The organism is Pseudoalteromonas sp. T1lg76 (assembly GCF_002964725.1).
In the GTDB taxonomy this organism is placed as follows: Bacteria; Pseudomonadota; Gammaproteobacteria; order Enterobacterales; family Alteromonadaceae; genus Pseudoalteromonas.
The window spans coordinates 38269-55158 of sequence record NZ_PQCE01000002.1; the positions used below are offsets into that span (position 1 = coordinate 38269).

17 protein-coding genes are annotated in these 16890 nt (G+C 49.0%); 8 read left to right on the forward strand and 9 right to left on the reverse strand.

The genetic code is table 11. The annotated features are described in order from the left end of the window. Nucleotides 1-20: 20 nt before the first annotated feature. The 5 genes from C2M35_RS00195 to C2M35_RS00215 all read right to left on the reverse strand — a co-directional run bounded on the left by C2M35_RS00195 (nucleotide 21) and on the right by C2M35_RS00215 (nucleotide 2953). Nucleotides 21-962 (reverse strand): patatin-like phospholipase family protein, encoded by a 942-nt coding sequence (locus C2M35_RS00195; RefSeq protein ID WP_105264344.1) that lies wholly within the window; start codon nucleotides 960-962, stop codon nucleotides 21-23. A gap of 60 nt (nucleotides 963-1022) precedes the next feature. Then, nucleotides 1023-1421, reverse strand: a complete 399-nt coding sequence (locus C2M35_RS00200; RefSeq protein ID WP_233998014.1) for a DUF4019 domain-containing protein — start codon at nucleotides 1419-1421, stop codon at nucleotides 1023-1025. A gap of 75 nt (nucleotides 1422-1496) precedes the next feature. Beyond that, entirely contained in the window at nucleotides 1497-1943 is a 447-nt protein-coding gene (locus C2M35_RS00205) for a hypothetical protein (protein WP_105214391.1), read from the reverse strand. A 51-nt stretch (nucleotides 1944-1994) separates the two neighbouring features. Then, nucleotides 1995-2468 carry a MarR family winged helix-turn-helix transcriptional regulator gene (locus C2M35_RS00210; RefSeq protein ID WP_105264345.1) on the reverse strand — a complete coding sequence of 158 codons (474 nt, stop codon included), beginning with the start codon at nucleotides 2466-2468 and terminating at the stop codon, nucleotides 1995-1997. A 2-nt stretch (nucleotides 2469-2470) separates the two neighbouring features. Further along, nucleotides 2471-2953, reverse strand: a complete 483-nt coding sequence (locus C2M35_RS00215) for a glutathione peroxidase (RefSeq protein WP_105201595.1) — start codon at nucleotides 2951-2953, stop codon at nucleotides 2471-2473. 156 nt (nucleotides 2954-3109) lie between these two features. Between C2M35_RS00215 and C2M35_RS00220 the strand changes: the two genes are divergently transcribed. After that, nucleotides 3110-3610, forward strand: a complete 501-nt coding sequence (locus C2M35_RS00220; protein ID WP_105201596.1) for a GNAT family N-acetyltransferase — start codon at nucleotides 3110-3112, stop codon at nucleotides 3608-3610. Between the two features lie 120 nt (nucleotides 3611-3730). Next, nucleotides 3731-4924 carry an iron-containing alcohol dehydrogenase gene (locus C2M35_RS00225; protein WP_105264346.1) on the forward strand — a complete coding sequence of 398 codons (1194 nt, stop codon included), beginning with the start codon at nucleotides 3731-3733 and terminating at the stop codon, nucleotides 4922-4924. A gap of 5 nt (nucleotides 4925-4929) precedes the next feature. On the opposite strand, the gene C2M35_RS00230 is transcribed toward C2M35_RS00225, so the two are convergent. Beyond that, the gene (locus tag C2M35_RS00230) at nucleotides 4930-5808 is read right to left on the reverse strand and encodes a LysR family transcriptional regulator (RefSeq protein WP_105201598.1); all 879 of its coding nucleotides are present in this window, start codon (nucleotides 5806-5808) and stop codon (nucleotides 4930-4932) included. Nucleotides 5809-6006: 198 nt separating this feature from the next. Here C2M35_RS00230 and C2M35_RS00235 point away from each other — a divergent pair, with 198 nt between their 5' ends. Next, nucleotides 6007-6705, forward strand: a complete 699-nt coding sequence (locus C2M35_RS00235) for a cation transporter (protein WP_105264347.1) — start codon at nucleotides 6007-6009, stop codon at nucleotides 6703-6705. 52 nt (nucleotides 6706-6757) lie between these two features. On the opposite strand, the gene C2M35_RS00240 is transcribed toward C2M35_RS00235, so the two are convergent. From C2M35_RS00240 to C2M35_RS00250, 3 genes are all read right to left on the reverse strand, one after another. Next, the gene (locus C2M35_RS00240; RefSeq protein WP_105264348.1) at nucleotides 6758-8164 is read right to left on the reverse strand and encodes an InlB B-repeat-containing protein; all 1407 of its coding nucleotides are present in this window, start codon (nucleotides 8162-8164) and stop codon (nucleotides 6758-6760) included. A gap of 190 nt (nucleotides 8165-8354) precedes the next feature. Beyond that, nucleotides 8355-8711: a hypothetical protein gene (locus C2M35_RS00245; RefSeq protein WP_158677873.1), complete on the reverse strand. Its 357-nt coding sequence runs from the start codon at nucleotides 8709-8711 to the stop codon at nucleotides 8355-8357. 128 nt (nucleotides 8712-8839) lie between these two features. Continuing rightward, entirely contained in the window at nucleotides 8840-9925 is a 1086-nt protein-coding gene (locus tag C2M35_RS00250) for a M24 family metallopeptidase (RefSeq protein WP_105264350.1), read from the reverse strand. Nucleotides 9926-10616: 691 nt separating this feature from the next. Here C2M35_RS00250 and C2M35_RS00255 point away from each other — a divergent pair. The 5 genes from C2M35_RS00255 (at nucleotide 10617) to C2M35_RS00275 (ending at nucleotide 16850) form a co-directional block, all read left to right on the forward strand. Further along, on the forward strand, nucleotides 10617-11186 hold the full coding sequence (locus C2M35_RS00255; protein ID WP_158677874.1) for a hypothetical protein: 570 nt from the start codon (nucleotides 10617-10619) through the stop codon (nucleotides 11184-11186). Nucleotides 11187-11202: 16 nt separating this feature from the next. Beyond that, nucleotides 11203-12747 carry a S8 family serine peptidase gene (locus C2M35_RS00260; RefSeq protein WP_158677875.1) on the forward strand — a complete coding sequence of 515 codons (1545 nt, stop codon included), beginning with the start codon at nucleotides 11203-11205 and terminating at the stop codon, nucleotides 12745-12747. 548 nt (nucleotides 12748-13295) lie between these two features. Continuing rightward, entirely contained in the window at nucleotides 13296-14507 is a 1212-nt protein-coding gene (locus C2M35_RS00265; protein WP_105264352.1) for a M24 family metallopeptidase, read from the forward strand. Nucleotides 14508-14775: 268 nt separating this feature from the next. Then, complete coding sequence (locus C2M35_RS00270; protein WP_105264353.1) at nucleotides 14776-16398, forward strand: sensor histidine kinase; 1623 nt, start codon at nucleotides 14776-14778, stop codon at nucleotides 16396-16398. 17 nt (nucleotides 16399-16415) lie between these two features. Beyond that, entirely contained in the window at nucleotides 16416-16850 is a 435-nt protein-coding gene (locus tag C2M35_RS00275) for a GNAT family N-acetyltransferase (RefSeq protein ID WP_105264354.1), read from the forward strand. Nucleotides 16851-16890 lie beyond the last annotated feature (40 nt).

Genomic DNA, 16890 nt, shown 5'->3' on the forward strand with positions numbered 1-16890 from the left:
AAGGGCTTAACCCTAAGGCACTAAGTTTTGTTGGCTAAACGCTGACAGAGCGCATCAAGCTCGGCCGCACTTGTTTTCAGTAGCCTGGCGGCCTCGGATTTTAAATTGGCGATGTTACCCCGGGTGACATCGTCCATATCATCAGAAGCAATGTCCAAAGTGGTTTGCAAGCGATAGTAGTTTTCCCCGAGCAGCTTATCCATTTGATAGTCGGCGGCATCCGCCACCCCATCAAAAATACAACTAAGCAAAGGAGCCACCCAACCTGCCTTGCCCCAATCCTTGGCATCGCGCAGCTCTATGGGACGATTAAGCTCGCCAGTGCCGATAGAGACAAGCAGAAACTCCTTTTCTTCGGGGAAAATGCGCTGCGCCTCGGCATAGGCCGACACCGAGGGCGAGTTTATAAACACGCCGCCATCGACCAGGGCGCGCTTGGCACCATCAACTGGGATATGAGCGGGTTCAAAATAAGTGGGAGCAGCGGAGGTAGCCCGCGCCGCATGGCGCATCAGTACGGTACGATGCTCTTGACGCCAACTCTTTAAAAACAAAGGCTTGCGGTTATGAATGTCATAGCTGGTAAGCAGTAATCGGGTCAGCGACGCCCCCAGGGGCTCATCGTCAAAGTAATGCTTAAGCAGGCGCTCTAGGCCAGTATGGCTATAGGTTTCATCGAGCAGTCCACCGACCGAGGAAACACCTCGCCACAAAGAGCGTGAAAATATTTCCTTACCGTGCTGTTCATACATATCCGCAAGCGCCTGGGCACTGTATTGCGGTATCCCCTCACCGTTATCCTTACTTAGGCCCAAAGCGAGAATTCCCCCGGTCGACGTGCCGGCGATCAGATCAAAGCACTGGGCAATGGGACGACCAAGCCGGGTTTCGATTTGCGCCAACACTAGGGCGGGAAGCAATCCCCGAATACCACCACCATCAATGCTGAGTATCGCCTTCATGCTTCCTCCTTGATTTGTTTACGCCTGGGCCTAAATAGGCTTATTTTTGAACTGCAGTGGCTACTTGATAAAGTAACCCACCGGGCGCCAATGCTCCTGAGTTTTACTCAAAGTCAGGGTTTCCACGGCACCGGCTTTATTGGCAAACTCGGTGTTAAATTGCAGCACCAGGTATTCGCCTTCAGGGGCGCCTGGCAAAGAGGTAAATTTTTGACGGCCCAATTCGGTGCGGCTGATAACCTTACCCAAGGGCGCGCGTACCGCCTTGATAATATCCCGCCACTGCTCCTTGGTAACCTGCTCCTGAAAAAGGGCACCCGCCTCATCCCAGCTTTGCCCATATTGACCTGCATCTATACCGCCTAACCAGGATTTAGCCACTTCGACGCTCGGCGTTTGCCCGGCCCAACTTAGACTGGTCACCATCAGGCTTAAAATTAGGAATAGTTTTTTCATCATAAGTCCTTTTTCTTTAAGGTTAATTTTCCTTATTAACCTTAGCTTATTTTGCCGCCTTGTAGTGGCGCGCCGTCATTATTCTTTGTAGGTCAGGCGCTGCCCGGGCAGTCTGAGCGATCCAGAACTGGTCGCCAGCGCACATAAGTACAGGGCCAAGACAAGATCCACCATGCCACAAAATTCTGGCCACCAGGTGGGCGTGCCGGCATTACTAAAGAGACTATCGTGAAAGAAGTCATAGCCAGCGTGCAAAAACATCCCGAGCCCCACCAGCCACCAACGGACAGGTGTTCGACTTTTAATGGCCCACCCGGCGAGCAGAAAAAAGACCACGGCGGTGGCCGCTTCATAGAGCAACGCCTGAAAGTCCATGGCCCAGAGAGCAAAAAGCCAGTAATAAAGGGGGAAGCTGGCAAGCAACAGGGGATAACCCTTACGACTGGCCCAAAGCCCACGCCGTGCGAAGGTAATCATGATGATAAGGGCCACAGCCAAACCAATTAATAGCCAGACGCTGTTCATAAGCGAGTGCTCATTCAATGTAATTGGCTAAAAACATATCATATTTTTCATTTAGTTAAATGACAGATTCAGGTCATTCCTTTCCAGCAGGGCAATAAACTCATCGAGCTGCTGGGCCAGCTGCGTCAGCGCTGGCCGTTGGCATTCTAGGCCCTCACTGAGTGTTTCCCGCCATTTTTTTGCCTTGGGTGCCAGGGCTATGCCCTGCTCCGTCAAGGCAATCTGCAATTGCCGCTCGTCCTGCTCACTGCGCACTCTGCTGAGCAAGCCAAGCTGCTGCATGCGCTTTAATAAAGGCGTTAGAGTGCCCGAGTCGAGATGCAAACGCGAGCCCAAGGCTTTCAAACTTAAAGGTAATTTCCCCTGCTCGTTAGCCTGCCACAATACCAGCAACACCAGGTATTGGGGGTAGGTGATCCCAAGGTCTTTCAGCATCGGCTGGTAACCGCGGATCACCAGCCGTGAAGCGGTATAGAGCTTAAAGCACAGCTGGTTTTGCAAATAGAGATCCTGATCCATGCTCATCGTTAGCTCGCTAGCAGGGCTTCGATGTCGGCGCGGATCGCTTCGGGCTTGGTCAGTGGTGCATAACGCTTTAACACCTTGCCGTTTTGGTCGACCAGAAACTTGGTAAAGTTCCATTTGATCTTCTTGGTGCCCAACAGGCCCGGGGCCTGAGCCTTGAGGTAGTCAAACAAGGGATGAGCACCCGCGCCATTAACGTCTATCTTGCTCATAATGGGGAAAGACACGCCATAGTTCAGCTCGCAAAACTCGCTGATCTCGCTATCGCTGCCCGGCTCTTGCTCGCCAAACTGGTTGCAAGGGAAACCTAGCACCACCAGCCCCTTGGCTTGCAGGTCTTTATATAGATCATTTAAGCCCTGGTATTGAGGCGTAAAACCGCACTTGCTCGCGGTATTGGCGATCAACATCACCTTACCCTTAAAGCTGGATAAGGCCACCTCTTCGCCTTTGTTATTGGTCGCAGAAAATTCGTAGATAGACATAAGAAACCCCATTTAGATTGTGCACAATATAATTGATCAAAATTTAGTTTACCGCAAGAAGAGTCTCAGCTAGCCCGCTAGAATGATTAGCTATTTAATTGAATAGGTATGATATATGCTCGGTTTCTTATGTTTCTCAATAAATTAGGTTGATTCATGAAGTTAGTCACCCCTAGCCTGGAGTTTGCACAAAGCTACCGCGACTATATCGCCGAGTTGGGCGATGAAGAGCGCTATCCTTTTCCACTGGATTTTGAGCATCAAGATTTCCCCGCGCTACTGGCACGGCTGGATGAATTTGCCAAAGGCATAAACCTGCCTGAAGGCTTTGTGCCCAGCTCAACCCTGTGGTTGGTCGATAAGGGTGAAATCATCGGGGTCACCAATATTCGCCATACCCTCAATGAAGCCATTGCTCATTGCGGTGGCCATATTGGCTTAAGCATTCGCCCCAGTCAACGCGGGCTTGGTTTGGGCAAGGTGCTGATGGCCAAGTCCATTGCGTTTTTGCAGCAGCGCCAGGTCAATGAGGTGCATATCCATTGCTACAAGGATAATCAGGTATCTGGCCAAACCATCATCGCCTGCGGCGGCCGGCTCGACTCAGAAATAGAGGTCGGCGATAAATGCGTGCAACGCTATCTGGTTAGGCTCTAACTCATTTCGGCGCAGACCTGCCACCCTAAGTGACCTCCTGGCTTCTGCTCTGGTGTTTAGTACCTAAATTTGCTTTTATTAAGAACAGGCTTTTATTCAACAAGTTAGAACAGAGGAAACATGGCTGTTAAACACCTTTTCTATCGGACCTATCACCTGGGTTTACGCCTGGCGGCCATGCTCTTGCCCATTCCCGAGCCCCATGTGTTTCATGGCGATAAGGCCATTGAGCAATGGCTGGCTCACTTGTCTGCGCAAAAGTGTAAACGCATCCTGCTGATAAGCGACCCGGGTGTTATCGCCCTTAATTTACATGCCTCTTTGCAGGAGCAACTAATTGCCAATAACATTGAGGTGACTATTTTTAGCGACCTTGGCGCCAACCCCAGTATCGAACAGATAGAGCAAGGCGTGCGCTGCTACCAGGCAAACCAATGCGACACCCTGTTGGCCATTGGGGGCGGCTCGGCCATGGATTGCGCCAAGCTTATCGCCGCACGTATTGCTCGCCCCAAAAAGTCGTTACGACAAATGCATGGGCTGTTTAAGGTGTTGCGCACCTTGCCCCCTGTGTATGTTGTCCCCACCACCGCGGGCACCGGCTCCGAGGTGACGGTAGCCGCCGTGGTCAGCGATACCGAACGCAAGCTTAAGTTTTCCATCAATGACCTTTGCCTGGTGCCCAAGGGCGTGTTGTTTTTGCCCGAGCTCACCGCAGGCTTACCGCCGGGGCTAACGGCCAGCACAGGCATAGATGCGCTTACCCATGCTCTTGAAGCCTATATTGGCATCAATGCCAGCGCCTATACGCGTGGTAAAAGTGAAAAAGCCGTGGCGCTTATTCTCGGCGCGCTGCCCAAGGCTTACAACCAGCCTCACGACCTGGGCGCCCGCACCGACATGCTCTGGGCCGCCATGTTTGCCGGTCAAGCCTTTACCCGTACCTCGGTCGGCTATGTGCATGCCATCGCCCATCAGCTAGGGGCTTTTTACGGCCTAGGTCATGGCCTAGCCAATGCTCTGGTGCTTAGACCCATTTTGGATTTTTATGGCGATAGAGTCGATGCCAGTCTGGAGCAATTAGCAAAGCATACTCTAGGCGAGCAAAGCAGTGCCGCCCAGTTGCGCGATAGAATTTATGCGCTGCTGGATGAGTTGGGTATTCCACCCTTCATTGCCGATTTAAAAGCCGAGGATATCCCACTAATTGCCAAGCAAGCACTGGCGGAAGCGCACCCGGATTACCCTGTACCCTGCTTTATAACACAACAGGAGATGGAAAACCTGCTGCATTCGCTGCTGCCGCATGCTTAGCTAGCCTAGCCCTCACTTAAATAGTCCTCCAGCTGCTCGGCCAGCCACTGGGTGAGCCCACCAAGCTGACTATAGCGATTTTGGATCATGCCATAGGCCTGGCGCTGCATCGCTTGATCATAGTTGAGCACCTTCACACTGCCATCGCGCAGATAGGGGTTGATCAGCACCGAGGGCACATTGGAAAAGCCCGTGCCATCGAGCACCGCATTGCGCAGATGCTCATAAAACGGCAGGGCAATATAATTACTTGAGGCTGGTGACACGGCGCGTAACCCCTCATCGTCTATGGTCGCCAAGGCAAATTCGGTATAGCGAGCCAAGTCAGAGCGAACAACCTGAGAGAGCTTACACAGGGGGTGATCGCTTTTGGCCACCGTCATCATGCGAATTTCCCCCAACTTAACATGGTGGGTGTTCGGCAAGCGGTTGCTATGAGGTAATAAGCAATAGGCGATATCAACCATATTCTGCTCCACCATATCGTTAAGCTCCGGCGGCGGCGCCATATACACAGACACGCTGGTGCCGGGAAATTGCACACTCATATCATGAATAAGCTGGCGCCAATAAGACTCGGGTAAGGCATCGTCCCGAGCGATGCGCAGCACAGACTCAACCCCCTGCAAATGTTGCTGACAGCGCCCGGAAATATCATTGGCTATCATAACCATACGCTCACAATCGTTCTTGATCACCTGGCCGATATTGGTAAGCATCACCTGATTACCACTGCGCTCTAAGAGTTCAACGCCAAGCTCATCCTCCAGCGCACTTAATGACGAACTCAAGGTGGTGCGGCTTTTCCCCAGCCGCCGCGCGGCCTCAGCAATAGAACCCGACTCGCTGATGGCGAGAAACATTTCCAACTGGCTTATTTTCATCAATTACACCCGCACAAATCCATTGAAATCTAACTAGTTTGCAGCCAAGGCAAAAAGAGCAAAATAAAGCCATGGCAACCAGCGCCGATAATATCGTCGCTCAGCGATTATGGGAATAGCCAAACCCACTATAAAATCTACGCCAACAAGTAAAACGCCAGCGATAGCTGACGAAAAATTGCCAAAATAGAGGTGGGTATGTCGTGCAGTATTTCTTTAGAGAAAAAATTATTAACCTTCTCTACCGCGTCGGCCTTAGTGTTTGCCCTTATGGGCATAGGCCTGGGAGTCTGGATGGGCTCACTGGTGATCCTCTTCGATGGCGCCTACTCGCTGGTTAGCCTGTTTCTGACCATTATTTCTCTGGCTGCCGCCTGGTATATCCGCTCCCCCAAGGCAGGTCAGCATAATGTGAATATCAACTTGATTGAGCCGGCGGTGATCGCCTTTAAGGGCTTTGCCATTACCCTGATGTGCGGCGCCTCTTTTGTCTCGGCGGTTTTGGCCATTTTAGCGGGAGGCCGCGAGGTAGATACCGGACTGGCATTAGTATTCGCCGTGATCAACCTTGTCGGCTGCCTGGGCACCTATTGGCTGCTTGCCAAACGTGGCAACCAATCTAAGTCGGCACTGATTGAGGCGGAGTCGAAACAATGGTTGATGGACTCGGTGATCAGTGGCGCGGTGATGGCGGGATTTATTGTCGCCTCCGCGATGAGCTATGCGGGACTGGTAGAATACGCCGTGTTCGCCGATCCTGTAATGGTGATTATCGCCTCGGTCTATTTTACCCTGGTGCCACTGAAGATGATGCAAGGTGCCCTGCGCCAGCTAATCACTGTGTACCAGCAAAACGACGAGGCTATTTTTGACCGACGCATGCAAAAGGCGGGGTAAAATAACCCCGCCTTGTTGGTATAACTTTTAACCTAGAAGCTAAGACTAACGCTTAGTTACAGGCTGCACCCACGCATTGAACATCGCCATCGTAATACACATACGTCAGCTTAGTATTTGCCGTTAAGTCCAATGATGACAAGGGGTTATTGTTTAGATACAGGGTATCAAGCTCTGGGTTATTGGCCAGATCAATGCTGGTCAGTTGGTTATCGTTGAGGGTCAACGAGGTAAGTGCTGGGTTATTGGTCACATCGATACTAGTCAATTTATTGTTCTCGATATTAAGATCGTAAAGCTTCTGGTTTGCAGCCAGGTCTATCTGAGTAAACAATTGATAACCCAACCACAGGCGCTCTAAGTTTTTGTTTTGACTTAAATCCAACTCCGACATAACACCGGGGCGCGTCTCGTTCATATCAATAAAAAGACTGGTTAGCTGAGGTAATACGGATACATCGATTTGCATCAGTTGCACATTGCCACTCAAAGAAACGGTTTCAAGCAGCGGATTGTTTGAAAAGTCTAGGCTGCCCAATTGATTGCCTTCAGCATACAGCGTTTTCAGGTTTGGGTTATGAGCAAGGATAAGATCAGTGAGCAGCATGGCACCGACATTCAGTGAAGTAAGGGATTCGTTCTGCGATACGTCAATCGCAGCAATGGCATTGGCGCCAACACTTAAGTAGCTTAACTGGGTATTTTGGCTGACATCGATCGTCGTCAGGTTATTCCCATACACACTGAGGTTTTCTAGTATGGGGTTATGACTGATATCAAGGTGAGTCAACTCATTATAATCGGCGTCTATCCAGGTTAAATATGGATTATTGGTCGTGTCCAACTCGGTGAGTTTGTTTTGATCAACTAACAGATTACCTAATCTGGCATTTGCCGAGATATTTAAACTACTCACCCCTGAACGGGTTAGATTAAGAGTTTCCAAATTCACTAGATACTCAAGCCCTTGCGTTGAGCTCACCGCTTGATCCATGCAATTAAGAATATAGACCTCATCGGCATAGTGATTACCTTCAACATTGTCGTCGTTCTTGCCTTGCGCGCAAGCCAGTAAGGTTTCATCGGCTATAGCTGTACTTAGTTCAATGCGCTGGGCAAATGTGACTGTTACTTCACAGTTAGAAGTCATGGCCTGTGAATAGGCTAAGACGCTGTCAGTGCTGTTCTTTTGTTCAATGCTAAGTTCAACACCACACCCGGTGAAGCTTTCCAGCAAATAACCTTCATCTGGGGTCACGGTAAATACGGCCACCTGTTCGTTAGAATAGCTGCTGTCATCCGTGGTAACCGAACCGTTGCCATTGATATTAATGCTAACCGTATAAGACTGTACAACGGGTTGAGGTTCAGGATCACTTGAGCCACCGCCGCCGCACCCCACTAACGCCAAACTCAAGATCCCAGGTGCGAAAAGCGTTGTTTTTGTTTTTTTAATCATAATGCCGTTAATTGTTAATCATTTGTATGGTGCAATTTAAATAATTGTACCCGACAAATCAACGAGCAAGGCATAAATAAGCTAAGAATAGAGAGCTTTTTTGGATAGGTACTAATATTGATTAAAAGTTAAAGCCTTTGCATAAACTCACTGCTCAAGAGTTCTGTTCTGATGATATCCAACTTGCAACTTACTTCTGCTGGCGAGCTAAATACCAATTAGCCAGCGCCACTCCTAACACAAAGCAAAGCATAAAACTCAAGCCCAAACCTACGATTAAGTTTTCATCTCTATCGAAAGCCTTCAACATTAAACCAATTGAAATTAAGGGAATAAAGATCACTTCCTTGATGCGTAATTTCCTGGCCGATAGCCACCGAAATAGAATTGCGCCGACACTTCCATATAAAAAGAAAACAGCCGGTAGCGCACCAGGGTAGAATACCAGCTCCCCACTAAAATAACTGATACAGACATAACCGACTAAAAATATGATCAGATATATAATTGATTTCATCGCAACTTCCAGGCGTGCATATACTGCCAATGCAACTATCTTGGATTAGTAAAAGAGTGAGGGTATCCAGCCTCCTTGTCAGTAAGTTTAGAAAAACAAAAAAGTTCATTACCCTAACCGTCACTCTATTATCTCAGCTTAGCGCCAACAGCGTTTTTTCAGCCCCCTAAAATAAACTGCTGCGGCGCCTGGGTCAGGCAATCATAACCATTTGCCGTCACTACTATGTCTTCTTCTAGACGCACGCCACCAAGGCCCGGGATATAAATGCCCGGCTCTATGGTGATCACATTACCGGCTTGCAAACGGTAATGCTCGCCGGGCTTCAAAAATGGAATTTCGTGCAAGAATAAACCTAGGCCATGGCCTAGCCCTTCCCCGGCATATTGGCCAAACGGACTGGCTTGCAGCACCTCATGGGCTTTGGCACTAAGCTCATGGGCGCTTATTCCCGGACGCACCGCATCAAGGGCAGTGCGCTGGGCGTTTTGTACCGTATCGAAAATCGCCTGCTGCTCTGCGCTAGGCTGCCCCCATACATAGCTGCGGGTCATATCCGAGCGGTAGCCCTTCACCACGGCGCCAAAGTCGATGAGAATAAAGTCGCCCTCAGCCAGCTGCTTCTCCCCGGGATTACCATGAGGCAAGGCGCTGCGCTCACCAAACAGCATGATGGTGTTGAATGAGGTGCCGTTAGAGCCGCGCAATTGCATCTGATAATCCAGCTCAATGGCCAGCTCACGCTCTGTGATACCAGTTTTAATTTGCGTTAACGTATGTGCCAAAGCACTGTCGGCGATGCCCGCAGCCTGACGTATGCAATCAATTTCATCCTCGTCTTTTATCCGCCGCAAGGACTCAACCATATCGGTTCTTGGTGTGAGCGCGGCGGCGTTCAATTCACTAGCTATGCCCTGCCACTGCGCCACGCTAAAGTGCGCCGCTTCAAAGCCAATGCGCAGATTTTTGCCGCTTAGTCGCGCAATACAGGCGCCCAAGCTTTCATTATCACGGTCCCGCTGCACCACCTCGATATTCTGGGTTTCACTCAGGGCGCGCTGGTAATAGCGATAGTCGGTGATCATCATCACCTTTTGCGGCATCACCAACAGGGTCGCGGCATTGCCGGAAAAGCCACTAAGGTAAGCGATATTCTCAAGTCCCTGTACGATTAGCAGTTCATCGCCCTGCGAGAGCATAAGATGTTGTAGTCGTGCCAAACGCGTTAAAAAAACCTGACTCATAGTTAAATATAACCCCTTGTAAGAAGACCCTAAAAATGAAGCAAAACGGCTGTTACGGCTAATGCCTGTCTGAATTAAGGCGCTGACAGCACCAAGCGCGCCTTTACGCTATCAATATCTCAGCAAACCCAATTTAAACAAAGCATCATAGCTTCTTTTTAATTTCGCTGCGGCAGGTAAAGGTGATGGCTCACGCCTTTAGTTTTCTATAACGTCTGCGATATACAAGAGTGTTCCTATTTTGAATTGCAGACAATATCCAAAGGCTTGAATGATGTCATTTCCTAAAACGACACACAACCTCTTCGTTATCGCAGCGGATATGCAACCTGGCTCAAATGTTAAGTGACTGATACTAATAAAATAATAGAGTTTATATTCTAACAACAGTAAAAAGTATTAAATGCCAACGCCTGATACAGAACAGTACAAATTAACACCATTTAGCACATGTGTTTCGATGCCAATTTAACACCCTGTTAACACTGATTTTTTAATTCCACCGCGCTTTCTCCCGCCCCATTTCCAATACTTTGCGCAAAGAGCGGGCGTTGTAATCAGATGGCGAATGCTCTACTAATTTTTGTAGGCAGTAAATCGCTGCTTGTCGGTAAAGCGCCTGAATGGCCTTTTGCACAACAAGCGGCATCACATATAAAAACAAAAATCTTAAATTTTTGGGGAAGGTCCAATGAAATCAACATATCTAGGATTACTCATACTTGGGGCAATGACCACGTTAAGCGGTTGCGCCAAGCTCGATGGCCGTGTGGCGGTCGGCGGCACCTTGCACTCGCAAGGCGGTGACGGCAAGGCGGTCTTTACCGCTCATGCGGCACGCTGTGATGGCGACATTAACGGCCGCGTAAATTACCAGGATAAAACCGCCATCGATTGGCAACAAGTCGGCGGCGTAGCATTTAGAGCCAGTGTCTCTGGCGCCGGCTTATGCAGTGTTGACCCTGTCGACCCAGATGGTCTTGAGGATGAAACTCAACATTGCAAACAAGATATCTGTACCGAGGGCATGTTCCAGGTTGAGTTTAATTATGACTCTACCAACCCAGGTGCGCCCGGCGAAGGAACAGGCTTTGCCTGCATGATGGATATCGGCGAGGGGATCAACTCGGGCTTTGGTGCCAATGGCATCTTAAATGTGATGTTACTCGAGTCTGGCCCGTATGAGGGTTATCACAATGCCGGAACCATGAGCGGTAACGTTCAAGTACAAGATTGTCCATCAAGCGATGACGACGCCTAAACGCAAGGAGCCAAAAATGAAAGTACTAAAAAATAAAACCCTACTTGCGGCGAGTATCGCCACCCTACTGAGTCTACCCGCAACGGCCGCCGAGCCACTGCGCATGGTCCTAGAGGTCAACGCCAACGACTTTGATAGCGTTAAATCACAGCTTGTTGCGCAAGGCATTCAAATAAATCGCGAATTATCAGATTTGGATAGTCTGGCGATCACCCTAGATAAAAGCCAGCTTGGCAATGTTTCAGCATTAAAGGGCATTCAGGCATTCTATCCGGACATGCCGCGAAAGCTGATGTCTGAGGGCAGCACCCAATTTATTCCCTATGGCCTGCCCATGGTGCAAGGTGATCAAGTAAGCTACCAAGGCGGCCAGAAGGTGTGCGTAATTGACAGCGGTTATGGCTTAAGCCATCCAGATCTGCCTAGCGCGGCTGTAACAGGTGCCGAAGACGGAGGCGCTGGCGTATGGTATGAAGACCCATTTGGTCACGGCACCCATGTTGCCGGCACCATAGCGGCCGTGAACAACGACATCGGCACCGTGGGCTTGGTCTCGGATCACTCCCTTGATATGCATATCGTCCGCGTATTTGCAGGCAATGGTGCCTGGGCTTATGCCTCGGATCTGGCTCATGCCATCAATGAATGTGAGCAAGCGGGCGCCAATATCATTTCTATGAGTTTAGGCGGCACCTTCTCTAGCCCTCTTGAGGAACGTGCCATCGCCAAGACCGCGCGTAACAATGTGCTGATGATTGCCGCCGCAGGTAACTCGGGCCAGCCGAGCCACAGCTACCCAGCTTCATACGACAGTGTGGTTTCCGTAGCCGCTATCGATAGCTCTAAAGGTCATGCGTCTTTCTCCCAGCGCACGAGTCAGGTTGAGCTCAGCGCCCCTGGCGTGGATGTTTTCTCGACCGTTCCTCAGGGACGAGGTGCTCGCTTTAATAAGTTTAATGTGGTGCAAGATGGCCTAAACGTGCTGCACTACTCAATGGAAAACTCGGGTATAGGCAGTGTCACCGGCGAACTGGTGGATTGTGGTCTGGGTACCGAAAGCTGTGGCGATGTCACTGGCAAAATTTGCCTAATGGAACGGGGACAAATCCCTTTCTTTCAAAAAGTGGACCAATGTGAAGCCGACGGTGGTGTAGGTGTTATCGTGCGCAATAACATGCCAGGTAAATTGATCCCCATGATCAATCCAACCGACATGATTGCTGGAGCCGTCACCTACCAAGAAGGTCAGTTGTTGATGGATAATCTTGGTAAAGAGACCACAATTTCATCGGCAAACTTCCCGGATCACGATCTAATGTCCGGCACATCCATGGCAACCCCTCATGTATCCGGCGTCGCTGCTCTGGTATGGAGTAATTTCCCCGAATGCTCTGCAAATGGTATTCGCATGGCGCTTCGTGCCTCGGCGCAGGATCTGGGTGAGTCGGGCTATGACTATGCTTATGGCTGGGGTCTAGTACAGGCCAAGGATGCAGTCGACTATCTCAAGGCCAATGGCTGCCAGGTACCGAAGGGCAACCTAAAAGGTGGTCAAGGCTAAAGGGGTTCGTTTCATTCCTTTATAATCGTTACTTTAAGCGCTCCTAGTGAGCGCTTTTTTGTTTTTTAGGTAATTTAATCTGAGTTCTGCTTCTTGTATCTCAATGGATATACCCTCACTGGATTGGCATTTATTTCATGAGCAAAAGCTGGCCCTTGGGCCTAGGCTGAGCACCAATATTAACCATACCCTTTTATTACTCAGGTAGGCGATGCCGTATCACCAAAAGCGCTGAGCAGTCATCTTTTTGATACATTAGCTCAGGCGGGCGCAGAGTATGTGGCCCTACGCGTTGAGGCGATACATCCTTCCCAGAGGTTTTGCCAGTTATTTAGCGCAGACCACACACACTTATCGCAAACCGGTTGTGTGTATCGCTGCATACAGTAAAGTGCTGTGCCAGCGGCTTGGTTACACGCAGCACTGAGGACTGACTCAAGTGGCAACAAGGAGCAAGCTGATAGCAGCAAGTATTAACGAACAACCCACTGCGATAAATCTCGATGCATTTTGCATCTCGCGGTTTCATAAGTAAGGAGCTAGGCGCAATGAAAGGCATTGGCTATCAAACTCAAGAACAAGCACTGGCGCAGCTAAGCGACATGACCACGGATATTAAGCCCATTGAAGAGGTGGAGTACCGCACCCGAATAGCCAAAGCCCAGGCCTATATGCAAGCCAACAGCATAGACGCCGTCTACCTTAATGCCGGCACCAATATGACCTATTTCACCGGCTTAAAATGGTACGCGAGTGAGCGTTTGGTGGGTGCCCTTCTTCCTGCCCAAGGTGATATTGCTTTTATCGCCCCGTTTTTTGAAATTGGTTCGCTGCGCGACTACCAGGTGATTGATGCCCCCATTCATGCATGGCAAGAAGAAGAAAATCCCTATGAACTGGTGCGCGAGGTGATGACGCAACTGGGTTATGGCGACACAGCTACTTTGGCCATAGATGAAAGCGCGCAATTTTTTATTGCCGATGGCATCAAAAAAGCCGCGCCCAATTACACCCTGATTAATGGTGGCGAGGTGACCAAGCATTGCCGTATGCAAAAATCAGCCAATGAACTAGCGCTGATCCAACGTGCTATGGACATGACATTGGAAGTACACAAGGCCGCGGCATCCATTCTTTATGAAGGGATCAGCACCCGCGAGGTGGAAGCCTTTATTAATACGGCGCACAAAAAAGTAGGCGCCGTTGCCGGTAACTATTTCTGTATCGTACTGTTTGGCCAGGCCACCAGCTTTCCCCATGGCGTAAAGGACGCACAAACCTTAAAACAAGGTGACATGGTGCTGATTGACACAGGCTGTCAGCTTAAAGGTTATTTAAGCGATATCACCCGCACCTATGTGTTTGGTGAGGTCACCGAGCGCCAGCGCATGTTCTGGGAAATTGAAAAGAATGCCCAGCTTAAAGCCTTTGCCGCAGCGCAGGTAGGCAACACCTGTGGTGACGTCGATTTGGCCGCACGCAGCTACCTTGCCGAGCAAAACCTTGGCCCGGATTATCAACTACCAGGCTGCCCGCACCGTACCGGCCATGGCATAGGCTTAGATATTCACGAATGGCCCTATCTGGTTAAAAACAACCCGCAGGTGCTGGCGCCGGGCATGTGTTTCTCGAACGAGCCCATGCTGGTGCTCCCGGGCGAGTTTGGCGTGCGTTTGGAAGATCACTTCTATACCACGGAAAATGGCCCGGTGTGGTTTACCGAGCCGGCACACAGTATCGATAACCCGTTTGGGCTTTAAATATAAAACCAAACACCTATGCAGCACTTTTCTGGTGCTGCATTTTCACCACTAACTCATTACCTTGTAGATATAAATCCGGGAGTTTATAGACCTACTTTGGTTTGCTTTCTCACCGCTATCAAGGTCTGAAGAATTAGCTGGAACACAGCAGTTCGCCTGCATAAATCTCACCCCTCCATAACAAGAACACGCAGGGCCAAAAAAACTTCACCTATACTAAGAATCAAGGGTTAAGCTTTATATTAGTTACGAGCTGAGTTGGTCGATGAATGAAAAGCAATATCATAAATTTCTTAGCTTCAAATACTTTGAATACATTATCGGACTGTGTTTAACCTTATTTATAGCCGCATTAGTGTTTGTGGTTCTAGCCTTTGTCAGTAAGAGTGAGCAACAAAAAGGCTTGGAGCAAAACTTTAACCTAGTACGACTCTCTCAAGAACTGCGCTTGAGTTCAGATCAACTCACCATGATGGCAAGAGCCTACGCTGCTACAACGAACCCCAAGTTTAAAGAGTTTTTTGAACAAATCCTGAGTATTCGCTCCGGCGAGAGCCCCAGGCCTAAACACCTCAACAGGGTGTACTGGGACATGCTTATGGTGGCCGATGGGTCACCCCCCTTCCCCAGTGACGAACCTAAATCACTGCTCGACTTACTCAAAGAAAATGGCGCGTCCGAGCAAGAGTTAACAGCCCTGACGCATGCCTATGACCAAAGTGAATCTTTGGTGCTATTAGAAAACCAAGCCTTTGATTTAGTGCGCCAAGGTAAAAATCAAGAAGCGTTAGCAATCTTATATAGCGAAGCCTACCTGCAAAGTAAGGTACGCATAATGAGACACATCAACGAATTTTTATCTATTCGAGAACAAAAGTTGGGCGAATTTATCGCTTACTCTACGATGAAACTCAACGTTTATTATTTCGCTGCGGTGGTTTGCTTTTTATCCCTACTTTGCGTCCTCATTTTCTTCTACAACGCCCGTTCACGCATACGCAAAAACATTATTTCCTTTTTGAATTCTGAAGTAAAAAATCAAACCAACGAGCTCGTATCAAAAAATAACGCGCTCTGTGCCGCAGTATCCGATCTTGAGCAGGTGCAAGCCAGGTTGGTTAACGCCGAGAAGTCGGCAACCTTGATGCGCCTTATTCCAGGGCTAGCGCATGAGATAAACACGCCGGTTGGCATTGCCGTGACCGCATCAAGTAGTCAGCTTCTTGCCCTTGAAGAGGTCAAAGCCTGTGTTAACGAGAATAAATTAGCCAAAAAATCCTTACTTGAATCAATTGAAAGCATAGAAAATTGTGCGAATTTAGTCGGTAACAGCGCCAGTCGCATCAGCAATATAATGAATAAGCTAAAAGTGATTACTCAGTATGGATTTGACGAAAAAGCACAAATGCTCGTGCTTGCAGATGAAATACGCGCCTGTGTGGAAGAAGCGGATAACAAAGGGATGGGTGTAGAGTTAGACATCGAAGTCGATGAACACATTCAAATTGAAGCACCTCGATTTTTACTGCATCTGCCTCTGGCTATCTTGATAGAAAATTCTTTCAATCATGCCTTTGAGCATCCATCCACCCAATATAAATTACACATTCAAGCCAGTTTAGCTAATCAAGAGCTAACCATAAGGGTTTGCGACAACGGCTGTGGTATTCCTGACGCTATAAAAGGCAACCTGTTCGATACCCTTGTTGTCGGTAACCGCGATGCAACGGTTACGGAACTGGGCTTGTGTTTAGCACATGAAATTATTAGTCAATATTTTTGCGGAACGCTGGAATATGAGTCGCACAGTGAAGGAAGCGCATGCTTTGCTATCACCATGCCACTTGATGGCTTCAGGCAATCTACAGCCAAGGAAAATGGCGAGTAACAAGCGAGGAAGGTTCAGTGAAAGGGTATCGAATCAGTACAAACCATGAAGACCTGGATTTCGAGGTTATTTATCAATTCATTTCTCAAAGTTATTGGGCCATGGGCATTCCAAGAGCAACCTTGCGCAAGGCAATTGATAATTCTTTTTGCTTTGGCGTGTTTGAAAATGGCGGCCAACAAGTGGGCTTCGCCCGTTTAATCACGGACAGAGCGACATTTGCTTACCTGGCCGATGTATTTGTAGTCGAAGCGCATCGCGGCAAGGGGCTGAGCAAATGGCTTGTAGAGTCGATTGTTTCTCACCCGGATCTACAGGGGTTAAGGCGTATGGTGTTGGCCACAAGAGATGCCCATGGTTTATATGCTCAATATGGTTTCAAAGGGATAGAGAACCCGGAAATACTAATGCAAATTTGGCAACCCAATATCTACAGCGAGCAAAAGGCTTAGCCTCCCCCATAAAAAACCCACGCCTAAGCGTGGGCTTTAA

Bases quoted from the DNA above. Each gene is read 5' to 3' on its own strand.
- C2M35_RS00195 (WP_105264344.1), bottom strand. From the start codon at position 962: ATGAAGGCGATACTCAGCATTGATGGTGGTGGTATTCGGGGATTGCTT.
- C2M35_RS00200 (WP_233998014.1), bottom strand. From the start codon at position 1,421: ATGATGAAAAAACTATTCCTAATTTTAAGCCTGATGGTGACCAGTCTA.
- C2M35_RS00205 (WP_105214391.1), bottom strand. From the start codon at position 1,943: ATGAACAGCGTCTGGCTATTAATTGGTTTGGCTGTGGCCCTTATCATC.
- C2M35_RS00210 (WP_105264345.1), bottom strand. From the start codon at position 2,468: ATGAGCATGGATCAGGATCTCTATTTGCAAAACCAGCTGTGCTTTAAG.
- C2M35_RS00215 (WP_105201595.1), bottom strand. From the start codon at position 2,953: ATGTCTATCTACGAATTTTCTGCGACCAATAACAAAGGCGAAGAGGTG.
- C2M35_RS00220 (WP_105201596.1), top strand. From the start codon at position 3,110: ATGAAGTTAGTCACCCCTAGCCTGGAGTTTGCACAAAGCTACCGCGAC.
- C2M35_RS00225 (WP_105264346.1), top strand. From the start codon at position 3,731: ATGGCTGTTAAACACCTTTTCTATCGGACCTATCACCTGGGTTTACGC.
- C2M35_RS00230 (WP_105201598.1), bottom strand. From the start codon at position 5,808: ATGAAAATAAGCCAGTTGGAAATGTTTCTCGCCATCAGCGAGTCGGGT.
- C2M35_RS00235 (WP_105264347.1), top strand. From the start codon at position 6,007: ATGTCGTGCAGTATTTCTTTAGAGAAAAAATTATTAACCTTCTCTACC.
- C2M35_RS00240 (WP_105264348.1), bottom strand. From the start codon at position 8,164: ATGATTAAAAAAACAAAAACAACGCTTTTCGCACCTGGGATCTTGAGT.
- C2M35_RS00250 (WP_105264350.1), bottom strand. From the start codon at position 9,925: ATGAGTCAGGTTTTTTTAACGCGTTTGGCACGACTACAACATCTTATG.
- C2M35_RS00255 (WP_158677874.1), top strand. From the start codon at position 10,617: ATGAAATCAACATATCTAGGATTACTCATACTTGGGGCAATGACCACG.
- C2M35_RS00260 (WP_158677875.1), top strand. From the start codon at position 11,203: ATGAAAGTACTAAAAAATAAAACCCTACTTGCGGCGAGTATCGCCACC.
- C2M35_RS00265 (WP_105264352.1), top strand. From the start codon at position 13,296: ATGAAAGGCATTGGCTATCAAACTCAAGAACAAGCACTGGCGCAGCTA.
- C2M35_RS00270 (WP_105264353.1), top strand. From the start codon at position 14,776: ATGAATGAAAAGCAATATCATAAATTTCTTAGCTTCAAATACTTTGAA.